Below are 24824 nucleotides of genomic sequence, written 5' to 3'. Positions count from 1 at the left end.
CCGGAGGATGTGGGAGGCATTCGAATGACGCTCTTCGACGGCATCACCGCGCGCAGCGTGGAGATCCCCCGCCTGACCGTGAACGTGCTCGAGCGCGCGGGCGACGACCCCGCGACGCCGACCGACCGCACGGTCGTGCTGATCCACGGCAATGTCTCGTCGGCCGTGTTCTGGCAGGAGACGATGCAGGATCTGCCGACCGACATCCGCGTCATCGCGATCGACCTTCGCGGCTACGGCGGCACCGAGCACGCGCCGATCGACGCGACGCGCGGGGTGCGGGACTTCAGCGACGACGTCCACGCGACGCTCGAGGCCCTCGGCATTCCGACCGCGCACCTCGTCGGCTGGTCGATGGGGGCAGGTGTCGCGATGCAGTACGCCCTGGACCACCCCGTGCTGAGCCTGACGCTCGAGGCGCCGATCTCGCCGTACGGCTTCGGAGGCACCCGACGCGACGGCTCGCGGATCACCGACGACGATGCCGGCTGCGGCGGCGGCGCCGCCAATCCGGATTTCGTGCAGCGGATGATCGATCACGACACCACCGCCGACGCCGCGACGTCGCCCCGCACGGTGTTCCGCTCGCAGTACGTGAACGCGGACTACCGGACCGAGCACGAGGACGTGTGGGTCGAGTCGATGCTCACGACCTCCACGGCGACCGGCAACTACCCCGGCGACTCGGTGTCGAGCGAGAACTGGCCCGGATTCGCTGCCGGCACGATCGGCGTGCTCAACACCATGGCGCCCGGCAACTTCGACGTGTCGGGCATCGTCGACCTGGCCGAGAAGCCGCCGATCCTGTGGATCCGCGGCGTGCTCGACCCCATCGTGTCGGACGCCTCGCTGTACGACTACAACAACCTCGGCAAGCTCGGCTTCGTGCCGGACTGGCCCGGCGAGGACGCCGCCCCGCCGCAGGAGATGGTGTCCCAGACGCGCGACGTGCTGGCGCGCTACGCGGCTGCCGGCGGAGAGGTGAAGGAGATCGCCCTCGAGGGCACCGGTCACACCCCTCACCTCGAGCGGCCGGCCGAGTTCCGCCACGCGCTCCTGGAGGCGATCGGGTACGTGGGGCACCCGCACGACCCCGCCCCGCCGACCGAGGCGATCATCCTGCGCTCGTCCGACTGACACCCGCGGCGTCGTCGCGCAAGAGGCGCGGAGGACGGCCCACCGCATCCGTAGACTCGTCCGCATGAGTGCTTCCGGCGTCGGCAAGGCCAGCATCGCGGCGTTCCTCGGGAACATGGGCATCGCGGCGGCGATGGGGCCCACACCGCAGTCCGTCATCACGCCGGCGGGCTGAGCACCCCATGACGATCGAGTACTGCATCTTCACCGAGCCGCAGCAGGGTGCGAGCTACGACGACCAGCTCGCGTTCGCGCAGGCGGCCGAACGCCTCGGCTTCGACGGGTTCTTCCGCTCGGACCACTACCTCCATATGGGCGACGGCGACGGGCTGCCCGGACCCACCGACGCGTGGACGACGCTCGCCGGGCTCGCGCGGGAGACCTCGCGCATTCGGCTGGGAACGCTCGTCTCGTCGGTGACCTATCGCGTACCGGGGCTGCTGGCGATCCAGGTCGCGCAGGTCGACGCGATGTCGGGCGGGCGCGCCGAGCTCGGCCTCGGCACCGGCTGGTTCGGTCGCGAGCACGAGGCGTACGGCATCCCGTTCCCGGCCAAGCGGTTCGACCTGCTCCAGGAGCAGCTCGAGCTGGTGACCGGCCTGTGGTCGACGCCGGTCGGTGACACCTACAGCTTCCACGGCGCGCACTACCGCCTGACGGATGCCCCGGCCCTGCCCAAGCCGGTGCAGGAGCGTGTTCCCGTGATCGTGGGCGGCGGCGGGCCGAAGCGCACGCCCGCGCTCGCGGCGCGCTTCGCGACGGAGTTCAACATCGGATTCCGGTCGGAAGAGGAGTCGGCGGAGAAGTTCGCCGTCGTGCGTGAGGCGTGCGTGCGCATCGGCCGCGACCCCGAGTCGCTCAAGCTCTCGGTCGCGCTGCCGACGCTGGCTGCGGCATCCGTTCCCGAACTCGACCGACGAGCGGCGAACATCGGCCGCACCGTCGACGAGCTGCGCGGCGACGTGAACATCGTCGGCGACCGCGACGAGATCGTCGCCAAGGTCGAGCGGCTCGTCGCGCTCGGCGCCCAGCGGGTCTACTTCCAGCTGATGGACCTGCAGGACGTCTCGCACGTCGAGTACCTGGGCGCCGACGTGCTCCCCCACCTCCCGCGCTGACGCCGCCGGGGTGCCGGGCTCACACCGGGAGGCGGTACGACGGCAGGCCGCGGCGGCGGATCAGCCACTCCGCGAACACGAGGTTGGGCAGCCAGCACAGGAACGGCACGGCCGCATAGGCGTTCGCGAACGCGGTGTCGAACTCCCAGGGCTGCCCCATCACGAGCGGCGCCAACAGCAGCAGCGGCAGCCAGATGCGCAGCGTCACGCCGGAGTATGTGAGTGCGTAGTTGCGGATCATCCAGGCCCGGTGGCCCGGCACGTCGCCGCGCCGGATCGCCCGGTACGCCCGCCAGCCCGTCACGAGCCACAGCACCGCGAGGGCGCCGAAGCCGAAGAACCCGACGTAGCCGGCCGGGCTCGAGGGCGCGATGATGAGGCCGCCCACCCCGCCGATCGCCACGGCCCCGAGGTAGACGCGCCCGATCCAACGGTGGGCGCGCGGCGCGCGGGTGCGCAGTCCGCGCCAGAACTGCAGCGGTCCCGCGACGAGGGCGATCGCGCCGCCGACGATGTGGACGTAGAGGGCGCCCTGCACGAACGGCGGCGCGGCCGCGTACGTCGGAGCAAGGCCCACGTCGTCGCCCGCGAGGTCGGCGAGCGTGGCCGTGAAGTACGGCACCGCCGAGTAGGCGACGATGGCGATCGCCGTGAGCACGACGAACGTCCAGCCGATGCGGGAGCGGATCCCGCCCGGACGCGCGAGGGCGGGAGCGGTGCGGACGGGTTCGATGAGGCGGGTCACGAGCGTCACGCTAGGCCCGTCGGCAGCGCGTGAGCAGGGTGCTGTCCCCCCGGCCGGCGCGGGCTGTCCCCCGAATCGCGAAGGGCCCGTTTCGCGCGCCGCCGGCGCCGAGATCTCGTCCGCGTCTCCGGGATCAGCGGCGGGCGTCGAAGAAGGCGCGCAGGAGAGCGGATGCCTCGTCCTCGCGCACGCCGGCGACCACTTCGGCGCGGTAGGGCAGACGCCGGTCGCGCACGACGTCGTACATCGATCCGGCCGCGCCGGCCTTGTCGTCCCACGCGCCGAAGACGAGCCGGCTGATGCGCGACTGCAGCACCGCCCCGGCGCACATGAGGCAGGGCTCGAGTGTCACGAGGAGGGTGCACCCCTCGAGGTTCCATGAGCCGATCGCGCCGGCGGCGGCACGCAGCGCCACGACCTCCGCATGGGCCGTCGGGTCGTGGTCGCGCTCGCGCAGGTTACGGCCTTCGCCGATCACCGCGCCCGCGGCATCGGTCACCACCGCGCCCACCGGCACGTCCCCCGCGTCGCCTGCGGCCGCGGCCAGCGCCAGTGCGCGGTCCATCGCGACGAGATCGGCGGTGACGAGGTTCACAGCACGAGGCTACCCCCGGTGCCGGAAGCCGAGTCGGTCGCCGGACACGCCGCGCCGAGGCATCCGTCAGCGGCGTGTCGGCGCGACCGACCAGGTTTTCGGCCACGGCGAAGACGGGAGGCGGCACTAACCTGTCTCTATGCGCCTGCACGTCGCCGACCACCCCCTCATCACGCACAAGCTCACGGTGCTGCGCGACCAGCGCACCCCGTCGCCGGTGTTCCGTCAGCTGACCGAAGAGCTCGTCACGCTGCTCGCCTACGAGGCGACTCGCAACGTCCGCGTGGCTCCGATCGAGATCCAGACGCCCGTGACGACCACGACCGGCGTGCGGATCGACGACCCGCGTCCGCTCGTCGTTCCGATCCTCCGCGCCGGGCTCGGCATGCTCGAGGGCATGGTCAAGCTCATCCCCACCGCCGAGGTGGGCTTCCTCGGCATGGTGCGCGACCACGAGACGCTGGCGCCCTCGACCTATGCCGAGCGCCTTCCCGACGACCTGAGCGACCGGCAGTGCTTCGTGCTCGACCCGATGCTCGCGACCGGCGGTTCGCTCGGCGCGGCGATCGACTTCCTGTTCGCCCGCGGGGCGCAGGACGTCACGGCGATCTGCATCCTCGGCGCGCCCGAGGGCGTCGCCGCCATCGAGAAGCAGGTGGCCGGTCGCGACGTCACCCTGGTGCTCGGGGCGCTGGACGAGCGGCTCAACGAACACGGCTACATCGTGCCGGGTCTCGGCGACGCCGGCGACCGCCTCTACGGCACGGTCTGACCAGGGCACGGGCTGAGCGGCGCGGCGGCATGAGCCCGCGCGGCGGCGTGAGCCGTCGCGTCAGACGATCGGCACGCGGCGCACGTCGGACGGCACCGCGACCTGGCCGGCCGTCGGCCCCCTGCCGACGATGGCGACCGGCGTGAACGGCCGTCCGTTGAACCGCGTCGCGGTGACCGTGGTGTACGCGCCCATCGTGGGGCTCACCAGGAGGTCCCCGACGTGGAGGTCGGGCAGCAGCACCTCGCGCGCGACCACATCCGACGAGTCGCACGTCGGGCCGGCGAGGGTGGCCCAGCGGTGCTCCGCCGTGCGCGCGCCTGCCGAGACGCGCCCCGTCCATGGATCTGTCGCGGCGAGGTCGCGCGCGGCGAAGATCAGCGGGTGGACGTCTTCGGTGAGGACGTTCGAGTACGAGCCGTACAGGCCGTCGTCGAGGTAGTACCACCGGCCGTCGGCGCGCTCGGCGATGCCCACCACGCTCGTCACGAGCGTCATCGCGTCGGCCACCATCACCCGACCGGGCTCGGCGATGATGTCCAGGCGCCGGGCGTGCGGCTCGAGCACGGGTCGCAGCACCGCCGCCAGGTCGTCGATCGCGGCCGACTCGGCGTCGTATGAGGCCGGGAATCCGCCGCCGATGTCGAGCGTGTCGAACTGGACGTTGAGCCGCCGCTCGAGGATGCCCATCAGCTCCAGCGTGTCGGCGGCGGCCGCGGCGAACCGGCCGGGATCGTCGAGCTGGCTGCCGACGTGGTAGCTGAAGCCGGCCACCGTCACGCCGGCGGCGAGCGCGCGCTCCACGAGGTGGGCGGCCTCGAACGGGCCGACGCCGAACTTGCTCGACAGGTCGCTCTTCGCGTGCGGGCTGCGATACGCCAGCCGCACCAGCAGTCGCGTGTCCGCCGGCGCGCCGCGGAACTTCTCGATCTCGACGTCGTTGTCGACCACGAAGGTGCGCGCGCCCGCGGCGAGCGCCTCGGCGATCTCGGCGGGCTTCTTGATCGGGTGCGTGTGGATGATGCGCGACGCGTCGACGCCTCGCCGCGTCAGCAGCGCGAGCTCCTCGCTGCCGGCGACATCGAAGCCGCAGCCGGCCTCGTCGAGCACGTCGAGCACCGTGTCGTGGGCGAGCGCCTTGACCGCGTAGTGGAATCCGACGAACGGCAGCGCGTCTCGCAGATGCCGGTACTGCCGGCGCACCCGGTCGGGATCCAGGAGCAGCAGCGGAGTGCCGTGGAGCGCGATGGCCGCACGCGCGGCGACGGACGAGAGGAGAGCGGATGCCTCTGCCCGGCGCCGATCCTCGTACGACCGCGTGGTGCGGGGCTCACGGCGGAGGGCTGCGAGGTTCACGGCGTCACCTCGCGCTGCCGGGCGCGACGTCCGTCGCGCAGACCGGTCTTCGCGGTGACCGTGAAGGATCCGGCGGCGATCGCGTAGAACACGATGTCGGCGGCGATCTTGCCCACGAGCATGCCGAGGAGGGCGTCGGGGATCAGCCAGACGCCCAGCATGAGAGTCGCGGGACGGATGAGGAACGTGTCGAGAAGCTCGGCGGCTCCGAACTCGGCGACGAGCAGCCCGAGCGTGCGCGCGGCCGCTCGGCGGCGCGAGCGGGTCACCCGCGACTGCTCGAGGTAGACGGTGACCGCGAGCACCGCATAGAAGCCGACGATCTCGCCCACGAGCGCGGCCAGCGCGATCAGCGGCGGCGCGTCGGTCCAGAGGGCCGCGAGCAGCCCGGCGATCAGCATGGCGGCGGTGCCGGCGACCTCGGCGGGGAGGTAGCGGATGATCCAGAAGACGACGCCGCGTCGGCGGGTCGCGGGCGCCTCGTCTCCGGAGGCCGGGTCCGCCGGCGCCGTCGGCGGCTGGGTCGGCGCCGCTGCGGTGAGCGACTGCTCGATCGTGGCCATCTCGACCTCCTCCGTGTGACAGAGGAGATCGCGCCCGCGGTGATACCGGATGGCGTGCGGCCGCGGCCTTGGGGGCCGGGAAAGGAAACGGCGCGACATCCGCCCCTCGCCGAACGGATGTCGCGCCTACGCGCCTCTGGGGGCGCTGATTCAGGGTACGTGGCCCGAAAATCTCTCCCAACGGGGTTGACATCCCAGAGGCGGGAGTTTATCTGCGGGCGCCTCGCATATCCGGGTCCGGGCTCAGTCGCCGAGCGGAGGCTCCTGCGGGTTGCGGCGGCCCGTCTCGCGCTCCCAGAACTCCAGCTGCTGCGTCAGCGCCTTCGCCAGCTCGAACACCTGGTCGGGCGGAATGCGGATCCGGCTGACCACGCGCGCCGGCACGACAGTGTGGCGCTGGCCGGTCTCGGCGTCCACCTGCTCGCGCGGCGGCTGCGCCAGAGTGAGGAAGTCCATCACGAACACCGTCGGGGTGTGCCAGACGTTCGCGAAGTCGGCGTAGGCGCCACCGATGAGCTCGGGCGGAAGGTCGATCTCGAACTGCTGCGATGCGTCGTCGGCCATGCGGGCTCCTGTTCGGGCGGGCGTCTCGCTCGGATGACCCGGGCGCGACGCCCGGGGCTGTCGTGTACGACGTGAGCGCGAGTCTACGCGGCGCTCAGGCGTGACCGGCCAGCCGGGCGAAACCGCTCAGCCGCGCGACTCCCTCCGGCGTGTACGGGAGGTCATCGAGCAGCCCGGGCGAGTACACCAGGAAAGCCGTGTGCATCGCGCGCGAGATCGCGACGTTGAGCCGGTTGCGCAGCAGCAGGAACTCCAGTCCCCGTGGCGCGTCGCGCCCGCTCGACGCCGCGAGCGACACGATGGCGACGGCGGCCTCCTTGCCCTGGAACTTGTCGACCGTCCCGACGGGGACGTCGGGGAACCCCGCCGCGGCGAGCGCGGCTTCGACCGCGACCTGCTGCGCGTTGTAGGGCGTCACGACGATGAGGTCGCGGGGCTCGAGCGGTCGCGGCGGCAGCGCCCTCGACGACCCGTCGCCGTCGTCGGTCACGACGTCGGTCCACTCGCGGCCGATGAGGTCGGTCACCAGCCGTGCGACCTCGGCCGCCTCGGGAAGCGACTGCGTCGCGTTGCCGTGGTGGCGCAGCGGAATCGGGATGAGGCCCGGACGGATGCCCTCGATGCGGCGCAGCGCCGTGGAGGGGTGCGCCTCCAGCGCGCCGCGGTACGACAGCGTCGAGACGGGGGCAGCGACCTCGGGCCGCATGCGCCGCGTCTGCGCGAGGAAGTAGCCGTACTCGGGCGGGATGACGTCGGCGCCGTCCATGACCCAGCCGAGCGCCGCGGTGTCGACGGGCGCCGGATGGGTTCCCTGACTCACCTGCGGCAGCTGCTGCGGATCGCCCAGGAGCAGGAGCCTCGGCGCGGCGAGCGACACCGCGATCGTCGACGCGAGCGAGAACTGCCCGGCCTCGTCGACGACGAGGAGGTCCAGGCTGCCGCGGGGCACACGCCCCTCGTGGCTGAAGTCCCACGCGGTGCCGCCGATGACGTAGCCGGATGCCTCGTGCTCGGCGGTGAACGCCGCCACGCCGTTCTTCGTCAGCACGGTGAACCCGTGTGCGGCAGCGGCATCCTTGGGCGCCTTGCCGACCTGCGCGGCCGGGACCCCTGCCGCGATGACGCGTTCCAGCAGTTGCTCGATCGTGGCGTGCCCCTGAGCGACGACACCGACCTTGTAGCCGTGCTCGCGCACCAGCCGCGCGATCACGTGGGAGCCGACGTAGGTCTTGCCCGTGCCGGGCGGCCCCTGCACGGCGAGATAGCTGCGATCGAGGTCGCGCACTGCGCGCGCGATGGCATCCACCACGTCGTCGGCCGCGACGGGCAGGGCGCCCGCCATGGTGCGCGGCGGGCGGCGGCACAGGATGTCGGTGGCCGGGTCGGCGGGAACCGCGGGCGCTGCGTCGATGACGGCATCGGCCCATGCGTCGATCGCCGCCTGCTGGTTGCCCGCCGGCGGCGGGGCGGCCGGCGTCAGGGCGATCGGCAGCCCGCTCCACGTGACGCCGTCGACCGCCGTCTCCTCGATGACGGCACCGTCGTCGAGGACCTCGAGCACGGTGACCGAGCGGTAGGAGTGGATCCAGCGGGGCGAGGCCTCGAAGGGGTACGGCGCCGGCAGCTCGTACAGCACGAACGGATTGGTGCCCTCGCTCAGGCGGGTGCCCGGTGCCAGGTCGCCGCGCAGCTCGACGATGCGCCGCTCGCCGCCCCTTCCGCTCTCGGAGAAGTGCCAGTCCTCGCGGACGCGGCTGCGGGCGGGGTCGATCGTGACGACGTCGCGGGTCTCGTCCCACAGCGACACCGGCTCGCGCAGGCGCAGGAAGTGCGTCGCCCAGAACGACTTCGCCTCGCGCGGGTAGTAGTCGATCGCGGCGGCGCCGAGCCGCAGCATCCGCCCCGCGACGGACTCCTCGGGGTGATGCAGGGCAAGCGCGTCGAGCATCGTCGCCCGCCGCGACGGCTCGTACGCGCGCTCGTCGGGTTCGGGGTTCGGCGACGGCACCAGCTGCGCCTCGCGCGCGCGGTCGACCAGCCAGTCCCGCAGGCGACGCGTCGAGACGCAGTCGTAGCGGTTGTAGTCGGCGAGGTCTTCCAGCACCAGCGCGGCCTCGGCCGCGGCGCCGTCGGCCTGGAGCGCACGCGCCTCGACGTAGCGGACGATGGAGTCGTCGCCCTTCTGCACGTCGCTGGTGCGCACCTCGTCGCCCATGTAGAGCGGCTCGAGCTTCTTGATCGAGTACGAGCGCGACCCGACGCGCAAGGCGCGACGCACGATCGGGTACAGGTCGACGAACACGCCGTCGCGCAGCAGCCGGTCGACATCGGCCTCGCGCACGCCGTGCCGCGCGGCCATCGCGAGCAGGTGCGTCGGCTCGTACGGCGCGTAGTGGTAGATGTGCATGCCCGGGAACTGCTGCCGGCGCAGGTTGACGATGTCGAGGAAGGTCTCGAGTGCCCGCTTCTCTTCGGCGAACGAGTGCGCCCACAGCGCGGTGTACTGCTCGCGCGTGTCGACCCAGCCGAAGAGGTAGTCGATGCCCCACTGCGTGGGCTCGCCGGGCACGGGGGGCTCGGTGTGCAGCGGGTCGCCCTCGAAGTCGAAGAACAGGTCGCCGTGGTCGGGACGCGGCAGCGCGCCCAGCGCCTTCGGCGCGACGACCTCGAACACCGGGACGGGCGGCGCTTCGGCGGCCGCGTCGCCGTCCAGGGCGGCCGGCGTCTCGAGCACCGCAGCGACCGTCGCCTGGGCGGCCGTGGCGCCGTCGGCGACGATGACGCTCTCGGTCACGACGACCTCGAGCGCCGCGGTCGGCTGCTTCTTCGGCGCGATCAGCGGCGGCGTTCCCGCCGGGCTCTCGAGCTGCAGCCGCGCCTGCGTGCGCAGCGACGAGAAGACGTCGGGATTCATGCCGGCCGGGCCTCTCGGAGCCGCGGCGAGCTGCTCGATCGTCTCAATGCCGGCCGCGCGCAGCCGCTCGCGCTGCACGGGTCGCATGCCCGCCACCAGCAGCAGGTCGCGCGACGCCACGACCTCGGCGTCGCAGGTGGCGCAGCGCCCGCACGCGACCACTCCGAGCTCGCCCCGCGGGTCGCCCCACGCGATCGGCGCTCCCTCCGCGCCGAGATCGAGGCGGCGGTCGGCGATGAGGGCGGCGAGCCGCTCGCGGCGCAGCGAGAAGACCGGAAGCAGGTCGTCGACCTCGTGCTCGCTGACGCTGCCGTCGCCGAGAAGGAGCTGCACGCGGTGCGAGCGCGGCACCCCGAGCCGGTCGAGCTGGTCGACATAGGCGGCGAGCTGCATGAGCGCGGTCACCCGCGCGTGGCGCGCGAGCTTCGTGTCCTGCACGATCCACGGCCGGTCCGCACCGGTCGCCCCGAACGAGGCCGCGGTCCCGGCCCCTGAGCCTGTCGAAGGGTCGCCGAGTCCCGACTCCCCGGCCCCGAACGAGGCCGTGGTCCCGGTCCCGGAGCCTGTCGAAGGGTCGCGCACCAGGAAGTCCGCGAAGCCGACGAAGTCCGCCGTGGCGAAAGCCGCCTGGTAGACGACCTCGGCGCCCGAGGCGAGTGCGGCGTTCGTGCGGGCGACCGCGTCGGCGAGGGCGGCGGCATCGGACGACCGCGTCTCGGGGATCTCGACCACCTTGTCGCCGAATCGCGCGACGTAGTCGGCGAGCACCTGGCGCTCGTGCACCGTGCCCAGCCGGCCGGCTCGTTCGAGGGTGAGGTCTTCCGGCTCCTCGACCGCCGCGATGCGCCCGAGCCGGGCATCGATCGCGCGCAACCACGCGAACTCGCACTCCGCAGCCGTCTTGAGATCGCTCGCGCTCCAGACGATCCGGCCTTCGTCCTCGATGTATCGCATGCCCTGCCTTTCCTGAACGACGATAGCCGCGGCATCCGACACCTTCCCCCACCGCGCGAACCCACCCTTTCCCCGCGAACCCACCCGTTTCGTCGCGCCATCGGGTGTGGGTTCGGCGAGAAAGGGTGGATTCGGCGAAATGTGGTGGGTTCGGCAAGAAGGTGTGGGTTCGGCAGGAAGGTGTGGGTTCGGCGAGAAAGGGTGGGTTCGGCGAGAAAGGGTGGGTTCGGCGAAATGTGGTGGGTTCGGCAAGAAGGTGCGGGGTCGGCGGAAGTGGTGGGGTCGGCGAGAGAGTGTGGGTTCGGTGAGAAGGGGTGGGCTCGGCGAGAAAGGGGTGGGTCGGGCGGGAGACGGCAGGTCCGCGCAACCCCTCGACAGCGCCGGCGGGGCACCTGACAGACTGGAGCCCATGAGCCTCCCCTTCGAGAGCGCGTACCGGCACGGGTTCGCCCGCGTCGCGGCCTGCACGATCCCGGTCTCGATCGCCGACCCGGCCGCCAACGCCGACGCGGTCCTCGAGGCTGCCCGCGAGTGCGACGCCGACGCGGTCGCCGTCGCGGTCTTCCCGGAGCTGTGCCTCACCGGCTACGCGATCGACGACCTCTTCCTGCAGGACCCGGTGCTCGACGCCGTCGTCGCCGCGGTCGAGCGGCTGGTCGAGGCATCCGTCGATCTCGTCCCGGTCCTCGTCGTCGGCGCCCCGCTGCGCCACCGCAACCGGCTCTACAACTGCGCCGTGGTCATTCACCGCGGCGAGCTGCTCGGCGTCGCGCCGAAGGCGTATCTGCCCAACTACCGCGAGTTCTACGAGCGCCGCTGGTTCGCGCCCGGCGACGACCAGGGCGACCAGGACATCCGCGTCGGCGAGCTCGAGGCGCCCTTCGGCCCCGACCTGCTCTTCGAGTCGCTCGACGTCCCCGGCCTCGTCGTGCACGCGGAGATCTGCGAGGACGTCTGGGTGCCGATCCCGCCGTCCTCCAGCGCCGCCCTCGCCGGGGCGACGGTGCTCCTCAACCTGAGCGGCAGCCCGATCACGATCGCGCGCGCCGAAGACCGCAAGGACCTCTGCCAGTCGCAGTCGCTGCGGTGCCTCGCCGCCTACGTCTACGCGGCGGCGGGCCAGGGCGAGTCCACGAACGACCTGTCGTGGGACGGCCAGACGATGGTGTACGAGGGCGGCAACCTGCTCGCCGAGACCGAGCGGTTCCCCGACGGGCCGCGCCGCTCCGTCGCCGATGTCGACCTCGACCGCCTGCGCCAGGACCGGCTCCGGCAGGGCACGTTCGACGACAACCGCCGGGCGACGGGGGCGGATGCCGCCTTCCGCACCGTGCACTTCCGGCTCGACCCGCCGCAGACCGACGTGGGGCTGCGCCGCACGCTCGACCGGTTCCCGTTCGTGCCGGACGACCCCGAGCGGCTCGCGCAGGACTGCTACGAGGCGTTCAACATCCAGGTGTCGGGACTCGTCCAGCGCATGCGCTCGATCGGCGGCCCGAAGCCCGTCATCGGCGTCAGCGGCGGCCTCGACTCGACTCACGCGCTGCTGGTCGTGGCGCGGGCCATGGACCTGATGGGCCGGCCGCGCAGCGACATCCTCGCGTACACGATGCCGGGGTTCGCGACCAGCGACCACACGAAGTCGAACGCCATCGCCCTTGCGGAGTCCATCGGCGCCTCGATCGAGACGATCGACATCCGGCCGCTCGCGATCGAGATGCTCGAGCGCCTCGGTCACCCGTTCGCCGACGGCGAGCCGGTGCACGACATCACCTTCGAGAACGTGCAGGCGGGTCTGCGCACCGACTACCTCTTCCGCCTCGCGAATCACCACGGCGGCATGGTCATCGGCACGTCCGATCTTTCGGAGCTCGCACTCGGCTGGGCGACCTACGGCGTCGGCGACCACATGAGCCACTACGCCGTGAATGCCGGCGTGCCGAAGACCCTCATCCAGCACGTCATCCGCTGGGTGATCTCGCACCGCGGCCACGAGGGCGGGTCCACCGATCTCAGCGACGACGCCCGCGCGGTGCTGCAGTCCGTGCTCGACACCGAGATCTCGCCCGAGCTGGTCCCCGCAGGCCAGGACGGCAAGATGCAGTCGACCGAGGACCGCATCGGCCCGTACGCCCTCCACGACTTCGCGCTGTACCACGTGCTGCGGTTCGGCTTCCGGCCGTCGAAGATCGCCTACCTCGCCGCGGAGGCGTGGAAGGACGCGGATGCCGGAGCCTGGCCTCCCGGCTTCCCCGCCGAGGACCGCTACGCCTACGACCTGCCGACGGTCGCGAAGTGGCTGCAGGTGTTCCTCAAGCGCTATTTCGCGTTCGCGCAGTTCAAGCGCTCCGCGATCCCCAACGGCCCGAAGGTGTCGCCGGCCGGCTCCCTGTCGCCGCGCGGCGACTGGCGCGCACCGTCCGACGGCAACGCACGGGCGTGGCTGGCCGAGCTCAAGGCCGCCCTGCCGGAGCTGGTCGAGGAGTAGGAAGACGGATGCCGCGGCCCGCGGCATCCGTCCCCGCCGTCCGCGTCAGGCGGGCGGCTGCGTGTAGGCCAGCGTGATGATCCAGCTGTCGCGCGACAGGTCGGCCAGCTGGTAGTACACCTTGCGGTCGGGGATCCAGCCACGGGTCAGCGGGCTGTCGAGCCGCACGTGGTCGGCGGCGACGCGCGCGCCGCGGCCGTCGGCGTCGCGCACGGCCTGCACGCGGGTCCAGTGCGCGAGGAGCTTGCCGAGGTCGTTCTCGTCGAAGAGGTGCGAGTGCCGCTTCATGAGGTGCAGCTCGGCGTCGTCGGGGTGCGAGTCGCGCAGATCGAGACCGAGCGAGACGTCGGGATCGGTGACTGCGACCACGGTGGCTGCCCGGAAGTTGACGTTCCGGATCTTCAGGGGCACCTCCTGACCGGCGACCTCGGCGATGAGCTGGGTGTGGAATCCGAACGTTCGCGGGGCCTCGCGCTCGACACGGACGTCTTTGACGTCGACGCCGAGCTTGGAGGCGACGATCTCCTTCGCGAGCACGCGCTTGCGGTCGTGGTCCGAGAGCTTCGGCTCCCACCCGAGCCGCGCCGTGATCCCCGCCGGAGTCTCGAGAAGCACCGATTGCATGATCCACCTCATCTCCGCGGGCCGTCCGCCCCTCCATCCTGTCCCGGGCCCGGCCGGTGAGAAAGCCCACACGCGGCCGCAGCTGAAGCTCGGACACGACCGGGGCGGCACGCGAGAGAGGGCGGAGCCCGCAGGCTCCGCCCTCTCCCTTCTGTCGGGCTCAGTCCGACCAGGCCGAGGCGACCGAACCCGCCGACGCGGGCGAGTCGGCTGCCGGGGCCGGGGCCGGGGCAGGCGCAGGCGCGGCGGGTGCCGGCGCCGGGGGCGGCGGCGAGACGGGCGTGGCGGCGCTCACCGCGGTGACCGGCGAGACCGGCGAGGCCGCGGTCGCGGGCGACGGCACGGCAGGCGACGGCGCGGGCGAGACCGCGGTGACCACCGACGCCGACGTGTCGGTGACACGGAGCGTGACGCCCGCCGGGTCGATCGTCTTGCCCTGCGGCCCGACGAGCGCACCGCCCGGGATCACCGTGCCGTCGGAGGTCTGCAGGTTCATCGTCGCGGCCGTCGCCGCAGCCGCGCCGCCCACGAGCGTCAGCCCGACGGCGCCGGCGACTCCGAACCCGATCCACTTCTTCTTGCTCATCATGTCTTTCTCCTCTCGAAACCGCCGGGGCTCCGGGGGGACGAGGGCCCCGGCGGTGATTCCATCGTGGCGACGGCGGCTAAGCCGCTTCGAAGTCGCGGATGAGACGGCTCTTAGGGGCCGAGGGTGTCGGCGGGCTGGTCGATGACGGATGCCGCCGCCCGCAGCAGTGCGGCGGCCCGCTCGTCGTCCCGCATCTCGGCGGCACCGAGCGCGTGGCCGAGGAGGTGCGTCGCGGCGCGCGCGCGGAACCCCTGTGCCCGGCCCGCCTCGTCGTCCCACCGGCGCAAGGCGGCGCGCGCGAGCGCCCAGACCTCTCCGTCGCGCGGCGCCGGCGTGAGCACCGCGCTGGCGACGGCGTGCGCGAGGAAGGCCGCGGTGTCGTCGGCCGGGACGCCGACGCCGGCGGTGTCGACGTCGATGACGCCGGTGAGCCGGCCGTCGTCGTCCTGGAACAGCTGCCCGAAGTGCAGGTCGCCGTGGATCACCGTCGTCGGGGCCGCCTCCCGCCAGGCCGCCCTGACGCGGCGCTCGAGCGCGCCGAACGCCGCGTCGTACTCCCCCAGCCGGCTGGCGTACCAGTCGAGGCGGCGCTTCAGGCCGGTCCGCGCCTCGTGGGTCACGGCGACGGCGGCAACGCGGCCACGCAGGGCGTCGACCTCGTCCAGGAGCGCCTCCGCATCGTCGAGAGCCTCGGCGACCGGCGCGCCTGCGGCCGGTGCGAGCACGAGGAGGCCATCCCGCGACCAGCCGTGGATCGCAGGCAGCGGGATGCCGGCATGCAGGAACGCGGAGTGGACGCCCACGATCTGCGCGGTCCTCGAGGGCGGCAGCACCTTGATCCACGCGTCGCCGGTGGCGGTCGGCACGCGGACGACGCCCCGGCGCCCCGGTCGATAGGCGACGAAGACCGGCCGGCCGGACGGGGCGAGGCCGAGGCGGGCCAGCAGCACACTCGCGGCGTCGGCGAACGCCACGGGCGCCAGCGCGGGGAGATGAGGATCGGCCGGGTGCAGCCACACGCGCGCGTCCGGCGCATCGGACGGTCCCGTCGCGAACCCGGTCTCGCGCTCGACCGCCCGCCGCGACGTGTCGACGAAGTACGTCACGCCGGTCGCGGGGCTGCCCGGCTCCGCGGTCGCGCGGGGGTCCGTCACCTCGAATCCGGTGACGGACCCCGAGCCCAGCGGCTCGCGACTGACAAGACGCACCCCGGCGTCGGGGGCGAGCTCGAGAGCGTCCCGGAGCATGTCGGCCTCGGGTGGGGCGGGGGGCGCGTGCATCCTTCGATCCCAGCACGGCCGCGGGCCGCAGGGCATGAGACCTCTCTTATGGTGTGGGGCGCGGCATCCCCTCGCGGGAATACTGGAAGAGTGGACGATCCCGCGCACGCCCCGAAACGCCGACTTCCGGCGCTCTCGGTGCGGACGCGGCTGATCGCCGTCATCACGATCGTCTCGGCGATCGGCATGCTCGCGGTGGGCTTCGTCGTGTATCTCGAGGAACGCGGACGCATCCTGCAGCAGGTGGATCAGCTTCTCGAGGCCAACCTCGAATCGGCCGGCTACCTCGTCGAGCGGGGCGACGACGACACCGGAACCTGGGACTCGACCGCGCAGGCGCTCGCGGTCGTCGTCCAGCGCGCAGCGCCGGACGACAACACGGGCACGATCGGGGTCATCGACGGCGCTCCCGCCCTCGTGCCCGGTGTCCCGCTCGACGTCGACCTGCTCGCGGTCGACGGCTTCGTGCCGCACGTGGTGGCGGGGACGCAGGAGGGCGAGCCGGTGATCGGCACGTACGCCGAGCAAGGCGTCACGTGGCGCTACCTCGGCGCCCCCATCACCGTCGGCGATGCACCTGAGGACGCGGGCCTGTTCGTCATCGCGTACGACATCGAGGCCGAGCTCGCCGAGATCAACGAGGCCGCCCGGGTGTGGGCGATCGCCTCGGCGCTCACGCTTCTGGTCATCGCGGCGGTCGCGGCGCTCGTCACCACACGACTTCTGCGCCCGCTCCGCCAGATGCGCGAGACGGCCGAGCGCGTGTCTGCGCAGTCGCTGTCGGAGCGCCTCCCGATCGTCGGCCGCGACGACGTCTCGGAGCTCGCGGCCACCATGAACGACATGCTCGACCGGCTCGACGAGGCGCTCGACTCGCAGCGCCGGCTCCTGAGCGACGTCGGGCACGAGCTGAAGACCCCCATCACCATCGTGAGCGGCTACCTCGACGTCGTCGACCCCGACGACCCGCGAGATGTGCGCGAGACCCGCGACCTGGCGGTCGACGAGCTCGCGCGTATGGCACAGCTGGTGCAGGATCTCGCGTCGGCCGCGGCCCTGCACGGCCCGGCACCGGTGAAGCCGGTCGCCGTCGACGCCGCCGACCTCGTGCAGCAGATCGTGCGCAAGGCGCAGGGCATCGAGGGCGCGGGGATCGAGCCCGGCCCGATCGCCGAAGTCGTGACGGCACTCGACCCTGGCCGCGTCACCCAGGCGGTGCTGCAGCTCGCGCAGAACGCGGTGACGCACGGCGGCGGGCGCATGGTGATCTCCAGCGCCGTCGCCGCGGACGCGCTCGAGATCTCGGTGCGCGACTTCGGCCCGGGGGTCCCGCCCGACGCCCGGGCGCACGTGTTCGACCGGTTCGTGCGGGGCGCGGACGCCGACGGCCGCTCCGGCAGCGGCCTGGGCCTGAACATCGTCCAGGTGATCGCCCGCGCGCACGGCGGCGGGGCGCGCGTCGAGGATGCTCCCGGCGGCGGCGCGGTCTTCACGCTCTGGCTGCCGCTCACCGCGGCGCGCCAGTCCGTGCCGGCGGGTCTCGTCGTTCCGCCTCGGCCGCCGCTGCCCACCACCGACCTGGCAGCCGATTGAGGGGTACCCGTGGCATCCATCCTGATCGCCGATGACGAGGCGCGCATCTCTGGGTTCATCGACAAGGGCCTGCGGTCGGCGGGCTTCGCCACGCGCGTCGCCACGACCGGACCGGACGCGCTCGACCTCGCGCTCAGCGGCGAGTTCGACCTGCTCGTGCTCGACGTCAACCTTCCCGGGATGGACGGGTTCGCGGTGCTCGAGAACCTGCGCGGGTCGGGATCGCGGATGCCGGTGATCATGCTCACCGCCCGCGTCGAGCTGCACGACACCGTCGCGGGCCTCGAGGGCGGCGCCGACGACTACCTGGGCAAGCCGTTCCGGTTCGACGAGCTGCTCGCCCGGATCCGCCTGCGCATGCGGCGCGACGAGACCGTCGGCGGCGCACAGCTCACCCACCGCGACCTCACCCTCGACATCCGCACGCGGCGCGCACACCTCGGGACGACCGCCGTCGAGTTGTCGGCACGAGAATTCGCGCTCGCGGAGGAGCTCGTGCGCAACGCGGGCCAGGTACTCAGCCGTGAGCAGCTGCTGAGCCGCGTGTGGGGCTACGACTTCGACCCCGGCTCCAACGTCGCCGACGTCTACGTCGGCTACCTCCGCCAGAAGCTCGGACCCGGCCGCATCGAGACGGTGCGCGGCGTGGGATACCGGCTGGTCTGACGCCCGCCGGGGGGCCGTCCCGCGCTCGAGCGGATCTGCGGCTTCCGGCGGCCCGTCAACCCCCTGCCGCGACCGGGGCGCGCCGGAAAGGATGAGGCATGGCCAGGCGCGCGACGGTGATCGGCAGCGGGCCGAACGGGCTGTCCGCGGCGGTCGCGCTCGCGCGCGCGGGCTTCGAGGTGCGGGTGCTCGAAGCCGCCTCGGTCGCCGGTGGCGGCGTCCGCACCGCGAACCTCACGCTTCCGGGCTTCCGGCACGACGTGTGCTCCGCGGTGCACCCCGCGGCGCTGTCGTCGCCGTTCCTCCGCGCGTTCGGCATCCACGAGCGGGTGGGCTGGATCCACCCGCTCGCATCGTACGCACAGCCGCTCGACGGCGGCCGGGCCGCGATCGCGTGGCGTGACCTGGAGCGCACCGCCGACGGCCTCGGCGCCGACGGGCCCGCGTGGCGTGCGCTGCTGCGGCCCCTCAGCAGTCGCCTGGGCGGGGTGGTCGACTTCACCGGATCGCAGCTGCTGCGGTGGCCGCGGCATCCGATCACCGCCGCACGATTCGGGCTGCGCACGCTGCGGCTCGGGACGCGTCTGGGGCGCGACACGTTCGCCACCGAGGAGGCGAACGCGCTGCTGGCAGGCGTGCTGGCGCATGCGAACACGCCGCTGCCCTCGGTCGGCGCCGCCGCCTCGGGGCTCTTCCTCGCCGCGCACGCGCACTCGGCCGACGGCTGGGCCTTTCCGCGCGGCGGTTCCCAGGCCATCGCCGACGCCCTCGTCGCCGACCTCCACGCCCACGGCGGGGTCGTCGAGACGGGGGTCCGCGTAGACACGCTGGACGGGCTGGACTGGGGGGACCCGGATGCCGGCGACCTCCTGCTGCTGAACACCACGCCGCGGCTGCTGCTCACGCACCCGCGGCTGCCGGCGCGCTACGCGCATGCCGTGCGGCACTACCGGTACGGGCAGGCGGCCGCCAAGGTCGACTTCGCGCTGGACGGCCCGGTGCCGTGGGCGCACCCGGAGGTGGCGCTGGCCCCGACCGTCCACCTCGGCGGGACGCGTGAGGAGATCGAGGCGAGCGAGAACGCGGTGGCGCGCGGCGGCACGACCGAGCGGCCGTACGTGCTGGTCGTGCAGCCGAGCGTGCTCGACGGCACGCGCGCGCCCGAGGGCAAGCACGTGCTGTGGACGTACATCCACGTCCCGGCCGGCTCGACGTCCGATCCGACGCAGGCGATCGTGCGGCAGATCGAGCGCTTCGCGCCGGGCTTCCGTCGTCACATCCTCGCGAGCCACGCCACGACCGCGGCCCAGCGCGCCGCGGAGAATCCGGCCGACATCGGCGGCGACATCCTCGGGGGCGCTTTCACGCTCGCGCAGGCGTTCCGCCGGCCTGTCCTCTCGCGCACTCCATGGCGCACGCCGCTGCGCGGCGTCTATCTCGCCTCGGCCGCGACACCGCCCGGGCCGGGCGTCAGCGGCATGCCGGGCTGGCTCGCCGCGCGGCAGGCGCTCCGCGACCGCCGTCGCGGCGAGCGCCTCGAGCTCGAGGACCTCTTCGGGAGCTGACATGCGCCCCGGGCTGCGACTCCAGAGCGTTGCCGGGCGTCGGCCTGGCGGCGCGAATCCGCCGGGCCGGCGTCTGTTCGGAGGAGTTGCCTCTCACCCCGTCGGGGAGACAGGCTGATGGACGGGTTCGCGGCTGTCGATTTCGAGTTCGCCCGGCAGGTGCTGCAACGGGGCATCGCGGCGCTGTTCGTGGTCGCCTTCATCTCGACGCTGAACCAGTTCCGTCCACTGCTCGGCGAGCACGGCCTGCTGCCCGCACCGGAGCTGCTGGAGTGGGCGCACACGTCGAAGCGAGGTCGCCGGCTCCTCCGCCCGACGCTGTTCCGGTACGTGCGCTACACGGATCGCCGGCTCGTCGTGCTGTGCGGGGTGGGCATCACGGTCGGCGCGGCGCTGGTGGCCGGCATCCCGCAGCTGGCTCCCCCGTGGGTGCCGATGGTGTGCTTCCTCGTACTGTGGCTCGGATACATGTCGGTCACGAGCATCGGGCAGACCTTCTACGGCTTCGGATGGGAGATGCTGCTCCTCGAGGCGGGATTCCTCGCGGCATTCCTCGGGTCGGACGACCAGCCGCCGTCCACCGTCGTCGTCGTGCTGTTCTGGTGGCTCGTGTTCAGGCTCGAGTTCGGCGCGGGCATGATCAAGATCCGCGGCGGTCGGGAATGGCGCGACCTCACCGCGCTGACGTACCACCACGAGACGCAGCCCATGCCGGGGCCGCTGAGCCGACAGGCGCACCTCCTCCCCCGCTGGTTCCACCGGGGCGAGGTGCTCGGCAACCACTTCGCGCAGCTCGTGGTGCCGTGGTTCCTCTTCGTCCCGCTGCTCGGCCTCGTCGTGCCCGGTCCCGTGCCCGCGATCATCGGGGCCGTCGCCGCGGCGGTCGTCATCGCGACGCAGGTCTGGCTCGTCATGACCGGCAACTTCGCGTGGCTCAACTGGATGACGATCGTCCTGGCGTTCTCGGCGATCGGCCTGCCCCTTCGTCAGGCTGAGGGATCGGTCCCCGCGTCTGTCGAGGGGGCGCCGTCGATCGTCGACGGGATCCCGCTGTACTGGGTCGTCGTCACGTCCGCGGTCGGCGCGCTCTACCTCGTGCTGAGCTGGTGGCCGCTGCAGAACCTGTTCGCAAGGCGCCAGCTCATGAACGCGGCGTTCAACCGGTGGCAGCTCGCCAACGCGTACGGCGCGTTCGGCACGGTGACGAAGGAGCGGATCGAGATCGTCGTCGAGGGCACGATGGACGAGGATCCGGATGCCGCGACCTGGCGCGAGTACTCGTTCAAAGGAAAGCCCGGCGACGTGCGGCGCGTGCCGCGCCAGTTCGCGCCGTACCACCTGCGGCTCGACTGGCTGATGTGGTTCCTGCCGCTCGGACGGTCGCTCGAGGACTGGTTCACGGCGTTCCTGGTGCGCCTCCTGGAGGCGGATGCCCCCACCCTGCGACTGCTCGCGCGCGATCCTTTCGAGGGGCAGCGGCCGCGGTGGGTGCGCGCGGTGTCGTACCGCTATCGCTTCAGCACGCGCGCGGAGTTCCGCACGTCCCGCGCGCGGTGGGTGCGCGACCGCCGTCGCGCGGTCATGGGACCCGTGGCTCTTCGCCGCTGACGTCGCGGCCGCGTGCGCGCCGCGCCGTGAGGTCGACGATGGCGACGATGAACGCGAGGCTGAGGAAGATCCCGACCGACAGCATCCCGAACGCATATGCGTCTTGGTAGACGACCAGGCTGTCGTGCGTGCCGGACTCGCGGTAGATCGTGGCGTAGAACAGCGACAGGGCGACCGCGGTGCCCACGGCGGCGCCGACGCGCTGGCCGAGCTGCCCCACGGAGCCCGCCAGGCCGCCCTGCTTGACCGGGATGTCGCCGAGGGTGAGCGCCTGGTTCGGGGCGATCACGAGCCCGCCGCCCGCGCCGCCCAGCGTCATGACGGCTGCGGCGATGTACGGCGTCCACGCGGGATCGGTGTACAGCGCCGCGAGCACGAGGCCGATCACGCTGACGAGCACGCCCGCGAGTCCCCACACCACGACGACGCGCCCGTGCGTGCTCACGAGGTTGCCGCCGACCCACGAGGTGACGGCGCTGGCCAGCGCGAACCCGATCGAGACCATGCCGGCGTACACGGGCTCCAGGCCCAGGCCGATCTGCAGGAACAGCGTCGTGGTGAGGAACATCGCGGGCGCGGCCGTGAAGTACGCCGTCTGCAGCAGCGTGCCGTTGCGGTACGACGAGATGCGGAAGAGGCCGAGCGGAATGAGCGGGTTGCGCCCGCGCCTGGCATACCGGCGCTCCCAGGCGATGAACGCCGACACGAACAGGGCGAATGCGACGAGCAGCCACCAGCGAGCGGGGTTGTCGGTGGGCGCCCCGGTGGTGAAGAGGAAGGGCCACATCAGCGAGACGATGCTGGCGCCGAACAGCAGCACGCCGATCGGGTCGAGCTGCACGGGCCGTTGCGAGCGGGTGCGGGTGTCGGGCAGCAGCCACAGCGCGAGGCCGATGGCGGCCAGGCAGAGTGGCACGTTCATCCAGAAGATGAGCCGCCATCCGTCCGTCGGCCCGCCGAGTGCGATGAGGAGCCCGCCGATCGTGGGGCCGAAGGCGGTCGCGATGCCGATCGTCGCGCCGAACAGCCCGAACGCCCGGGCGCGCTCCTTGCCCTGGAAGAGCTCCTGTGCCATGCCCAGCACCTGCGGCATCTGGATGCCCGCGGCCACGCCCTGCAGCAGCCGCCCCACCAGCAGCACGGCGGCGGTGGGCGCCAGCGCGCAGACGACGCTCGTGACGGTGTAGAGCGAGAGACCGACCACGAACAGGGTGCGTCGCGAGCGCTGGTCGCCGAGACGGCCCATCGGCACCAGCACGAGCCCGAACGTGAGCACGAAGCCCGACACGATCAGCTGCAGCTCGGTCGATCCCGCGTCCAGCACTTCGCCGATCGACGGCAGGGCCACGTTGACCTTCGTCATGTCGAGGATCGTGATCGCTGCGACCGACACGCACACCCAGAAGGCGCGCCACCGCGCAGCCGGCGAGATCGGGATGACGGCTGTCGTGGCCGGCACGACCCGGGCCGTGCTCGAGGTCTTCATCGGTCTCGGCTCGGACTCAGGCATCCAGCCCAGGCTACTGCGGTCCCGCGGGGGCACGGCCCGTCCGGGGCGGGAACATGTCGCGGCTGCGGCGGTTCTGGAGGCCTCGGAATCCGCGCGGGAGGAACCGGGGGATGATGGAGAGGTGAGACTCCTCGTCGCCGCCCTCGCCTCCGAGCTTGTCGCCTTCCCCGAGCCGCTGCCCGGCTTCGACCGCCTCGTCACCGGTCCCGGCAAGCTCCAGGCCACGTATGCACTGACCCGGGCGCTGGATGCCGCCTCCTACGACGAGATCGTGGTGGTCGGCACGGCAGGCGCCATCGACGCGCGGCTCGACGCATCCGTCTATGAGATCTCGGGTGCGCTCCAGCACGACGTCACCGACATCGACGGCATCGTCGGCCAGCACGTGTCGCTGCCGCCCCTGGTGGAGCTTCAGGCCGACGGCGTCGTCATCGCGACCGGTGACCACTTCGTCGACGACGCGGAGGCGGTGGCCGTGATCCGTCCGCTCGGCGCCGGTCTCGTCGACATGGAGACCTACGCGTACATCTGGGTGGCGCAGCAGTTCGGCGTGCCGATCCGCGTGCTGAAGGCCGTGTCGGACCGCGCCCAGGACGGCGCCATCACCGACTGGCACGCGGCGGTGACCGCCTGCAGCCATCAGCTGCGCGACCGCGTCCGCGCCGACTACGGCGTCTGACTCAGTCCCGGTCCCGGGCGAACAGGCTGCGCAGCACGACGAAGACGATGACGGCGACGATGGCGACGATCACGAGCTTGCCGATGAACCACAGCAGTGAGAACAGCACGTCCACCAGGAACCACGCGATCACAACCGCCGCAATGACGCCGAGGATGGTCCAGAGAGTGCCCTTCTTCACCGTTCCAGCCTAGGCGGCGCCGGCGGAGACGCCCGCGCCCTGCCGGACCACGCTCGGGCCCTCCGGCGTAGACTCCACCGCGAGCTGCGCGGGCAGCTGTTCCTTCATGGCCGCGACGTGGCTGATCACGCCGACAGTGCGTCCGCCCTGGCGGAGCTCGTCAAGTGTGCGCATGGCGAGATCGAGCGTCTCGTCGTCGAGCGAGCCGAATCCCTCGTCGACGAAGAGCGTGTCGAGCCGTACGCCGCCGGCGCGGGAGGTGACGACCTCGGCCAGTCCTAGAGCCAGCGCGAGCGAGGCGAGGAACGTCTCGCCGCCGGACAGCGAGTGCGCCGGCCGGGCCTGCCCGGTGAAGGCGTCCATGATCTCCAGGCCCAGGCCAGAGGCGGCGCCCCGGGCCGCGCGCGCGTCGGTGTGCTGCAGGCGGTAGCGCCCGGACGACATGTCGCCCAGCCGCAGGTTCGCCGCGGCCACGATCTCTTCGAGCTCGGCGGCCAGCACGAACGTCTCGAGGTCCATCTTCATCGTGTTGGGGGCGCGACCGGCCACGGTATCGGCGAGGCGCGTGATGACGGCGGCGTCGGCGGCGCGCGCCGCCACACCCGCATACGCGTCGTCGATCTGCATCGAGAGGTCGCGCAGCGACGCGACCAGCGTGTGCGCGTCGCGCTCGGCGCGGAGGGCGACCGTGCGCGCCGTGTCGGCGGCCTCGAGGACCGCCTGCGACGCCGCCGCGTCGGCGGGCTCGTCCGGTGCTCCCGCCAGCTGCAGCTCGAGCTCGAGCATGCGCGCCCGCGTGGCAGCGAGCTGGGCGTCGTGCGTCGACACCCGCTGCGCGACCACCTCGACACGGTCTGCCGGCATGAGGGCGGCTGTCGCCTCCTCGGCACTGTCGAAGACGGATGCCGCGATCCGCGCGTCCGCCTCCGTGCGCGCCTGTGCGGCCTGCTCCTCGGCGCGGCGGGCCTCGGCCCGGGCTTCCAGCGCGGCACGCGCGGCGTCGCGGACGCCGGTGACGGCGGCGACGCGGTCGGCCACGCTGGCGTGATCGCCGCGCGCGGCCTCGACCGCCTGCCGCGCCGCGTCGACGGTGGCAGCGAGCGACGCGATCCGCGATCGTGCGGCGCCTGCCTGTTCGGCCAGTTCGGCCCGCGACGCCTCCGCCTCGGCGTCGAGCGCCACGAGCCCCGCGCGCCGCTCCGCGAGGGCGCCGCCGTCAAGGACCCGAAGGCCGCGACCACCGAAGAGACCACCGCCACCGAGGAGGAGGACGGCGCGGGGGCGCGCGCCAAGGCCGCCCGCCCCCAGCCGCGCCCCCCCCGC

22 protein-coding genes are annotated in these 24824 nt (G+C 72.5%); 10 read left to right on the top strand and 12 right to left on the bottom strand.

Going from position 1 to position 24824, the window contains the following annotated elements; genetic code table 11:
• Positions 1–24: 24 nt before the first annotated feature.
• Complete coding sequence (locus IM767_RS04950) at positions 25–1137, top strand: alpha/beta hydrolase (protein WP_109211407.1); 1113 nt, start codon at positions 25–27, stop codon at positions 1135–1137.
• A gap of 188 nt (positions 1138–1325) precedes the next feature.
• Positions 1326–2255, top strand: a complete 930-nt coding sequence (locus IM767_RS04945; RefSeq protein ID WP_109211436.1) for an LLM class F420-dependent oxidoreductase — start codon at positions 1326–1328, stop codon at positions 2253–2255.
• A 19-nt stretch (positions 2256–2274) separates the two neighbouring features.
• Here IM767_RS04945 and IM767_RS20720 read toward each other — a convergent pair whose 3' ends face one another.
• Entirely contained in the window at positions 2275–3000 is a 726-nt protein-coding gene (locus tag IM767_RS20720) for a DUF2306 domain-containing protein (RefSeq protein WP_109211437.1), read from the bottom strand.
• A gap of 133 nt (positions 3001–3133) precedes the next feature.
• Positions 3134–3565, bottom strand: coding sequence for a nucleoside deaminase (locus IM767_RS04935; RefSeq protein ID WP_109211438.1), 432 nt, complete (start codon positions 3563–3565; stop codon positions 3134–3136).
• Positions 3566–3734: 169 nt separating this feature from the next.
• On the opposite strand from IM767_RS04935, the gene upp reads away from it, so the two are divergent.
• A complete protein-coding gene (gene upp / locus IM767_RS04930; protein WP_109211408.1) occupies positions 3735–4367 on the top strand; it encodes a uracil phosphoribosyltransferase in 633 nt (210 codons plus the stop codon).
• 60 nt (positions 4368–4427) lie between these two features.
• Here the strand turns inward: upp and IM767_RS04925 are convergent, their stop codons facing one another.
• From IM767_RS04925 to IM767_RS04910, 4 genes are all read right to left on the bottom strand, one after another.
• Positions 4428–5723 (bottom strand): type III PLP-dependent enzyme, encoded by a 1296-nt coding sequence (locus tag IM767_RS04925; RefSeq protein WP_109211409.1) that lies wholly within the window; start codon positions 5721–5723, stop codon positions 4428–4430.
• A complete protein-coding gene (locus tag IM767_RS04920) occupies positions 5720–6286 on the bottom strand; it encodes a hypothetical protein (RefSeq protein WP_109211410.1) in 567 nt (188 codons plus the stop codon). The genes IM767_RS04925 and IM767_RS04920 overlap by 4 nt, the downstream gene beginning before the upstream one ends.
• A gap of 243 nt (positions 6287–6529) precedes the next feature.
• Positions 6530–6850 (bottom strand): DUF3467 domain-containing protein, encoded by a 321-nt coding sequence (locus IM767_RS04915; RefSeq protein WP_109211411.1) that lies wholly within the window; start codon positions 6848–6850, stop codon positions 6530–6532.
• Between the two features lie 94 nt (positions 6851–6944).
• Entirely contained in the window at positions 6945–10718 is a 3774-nt protein-coding gene (locus IM767_RS04910) for a TM0106 family RecB-like putative nuclease (RefSeq protein ID WP_109211412.1), read from the bottom strand.
• Positions 10719–11127: 409 nt separating this feature from the next.
• On the opposite strand from IM767_RS04910, the gene IM767_RS04905 reads away from it, so the two are divergent.
• Positions 11128–13206 (top strand): NAD(+) synthase, encoded by a 2079-nt coding sequence (locus IM767_RS04905; protein ID WP_109211413.1) that lies wholly within the window; start codon positions 11128–11130, stop codon positions 13204–13206.
• Positions 13207–13251: 45 nt separating this feature from the next.
• Here IM767_RS04905 and IM767_RS04900 read toward each other — a convergent pair whose 3' ends face one another.
• The 3 genes from IM767_RS04900 to IM767_RS04890 form a co-directional block, all read right to left on the bottom strand.
• Positions 13252–13830 carry a hypothetical protein gene (locus tag IM767_RS04900; protein ID WP_109211414.1) on the bottom strand — a complete coding sequence of 193 codons (579 nt, stop codon included), beginning with the start codon at positions 13828–13830 and terminating at the stop codon, positions 13252–13254.
• A gap of 160 nt (positions 13831–13990) precedes the next feature.
• Positions 13991–14419, bottom strand: a complete 429-nt coding sequence (locus tag IM767_RS04895; protein ID WP_194398817.1) for a hypothetical protein — start codon at positions 14417–14419, stop codon at positions 13991–13993.
• A 110-nt stretch (positions 14420–14529) separates the two neighbouring features.
• Positions 14530–15699 (bottom strand): phosphotransferase, encoded by a 1170-nt coding sequence (locus IM767_RS04890; RefSeq protein WP_162564355.1) that lies wholly within the window; start codon positions 15697–15699, stop codon positions 14530–14532.
• Between the two features lie 90 nt (positions 15700–15789).
• Here IM767_RS04890 and IM767_RS20980 point away from each other — a divergent pair, with 90 nt between their 5' ends.
• The 4 genes from IM767_RS20980 to IM767_RS04870 all read left to right on the top strand — a co-directional run bounded on the left by IM767_RS20980 (position 15790) and on the right by IM767_RS04870 (position 21131).
• Positions 15790–17292 carry a sensor histidine kinase gene (locus tag IM767_RS20980; protein ID WP_109211417.1) on the top strand — a complete coding sequence of 501 codons (1503 nt, stop codon included), beginning with the start codon at positions 15790–15792 and terminating at the stop codon, positions 17290–17292.
• A gap of 9 nt (positions 17293–17301) precedes the next feature.
• Entirely contained in the window at positions 17302–17958 is a 657-nt protein-coding gene (locus IM767_RS04880; protein ID WP_109211418.1) for a response regulator transcription factor, read from the top strand.
• A gap of 98 nt (positions 17959–18056) precedes the next feature.
• On the top strand, positions 18057–19523 hold the full coding sequence (locus tag IM767_RS04875) for a phytoene desaturase family protein (protein ID WP_109211419.1): 1467 nt from the start codon (positions 18057–18059) through the stop codon (positions 19521–19523).
• A gap of 117 nt (positions 19524–19640) precedes the next feature.
• Positions 19641–21131: a lipase maturation factor family protein gene (locus IM767_RS04870; protein WP_109211420.1), complete on the top strand. Its 1491-nt coding sequence runs from the start codon at positions 19641–19643 to the stop codon at positions 21129–21131.
• On the opposite strand, the gene IM767_RS04865 is transcribed toward IM767_RS04870, so the two are convergent.
• Positions 21103–22641 (bottom strand): MFS transporter, encoded by a 1539-nt coding sequence (locus tag IM767_RS04865; protein WP_239453427.1) that lies wholly within the window; start codon positions 22639–22641, stop codon positions 21103–21105. The genes IM767_RS04870 and IM767_RS04865 overlap by 29 nt on opposite strands.
• Before the next feature lie 121 nt (positions 22642–22762).
• Between IM767_RS04865 and IM767_RS04860 the strand changes: the two genes are divergently transcribed.
• Positions 22763–23320, top strand: a complete 558-nt coding sequence (locus IM767_RS04860) for a phosphorylase family protein (RefSeq protein ID WP_109211422.1) — start codon at positions 22763–22765, stop codon at positions 23318–23320.
• 1 nt (position 23321) lies between these two features.
• On the opposite strand, the gene IM767_RS04855 is transcribed toward IM767_RS04860, so the two are convergent.
• A complete protein-coding gene (locus IM767_RS04855) occupies positions 23322–23501 on the bottom strand; it encodes a hypothetical protein (RefSeq protein WP_109211423.1) in 180 nt (59 codons plus the stop codon).
• A 9-nt stretch (positions 23502–23510) separates the two neighbouring features.
• Positions 23511–24539 (bottom strand): SbcC/MukB-like Walker B domain-containing protein, encoded by a 1029-nt coding sequence (locus IM767_RS21145; RefSeq protein WP_339327384.1) that lies wholly within the window; start codon positions 24537–24539, stop codon positions 23511–23513.
• Positions 24540–24545: 6 nt separating this feature from the next.
• Between IM767_RS21145 and IM767_RS20705 the strand changes: the two genes are divergently transcribed.
• Positions 24546–24824, top strand: a 279-nt coding sequence (locus tag IM767_RS20705; RefSeq protein WP_242061422.1) for a hypothetical protein, incomplete at its 3' end; no start/stop codon positions are given.

This window comes from Microbacterium ureisolvens (genome assembly GCF_015278315.1).
Classification (GTDB): domain Bacteria; phylum Actinomycetota; class Actinomycetes; order Actinomycetales; family Microbacteriaceae; genus Microbacterium; species Microbacterium ureisolvens.
This window is presented reverse-complemented; position numbering and strand designations above follow the sequence as displayed.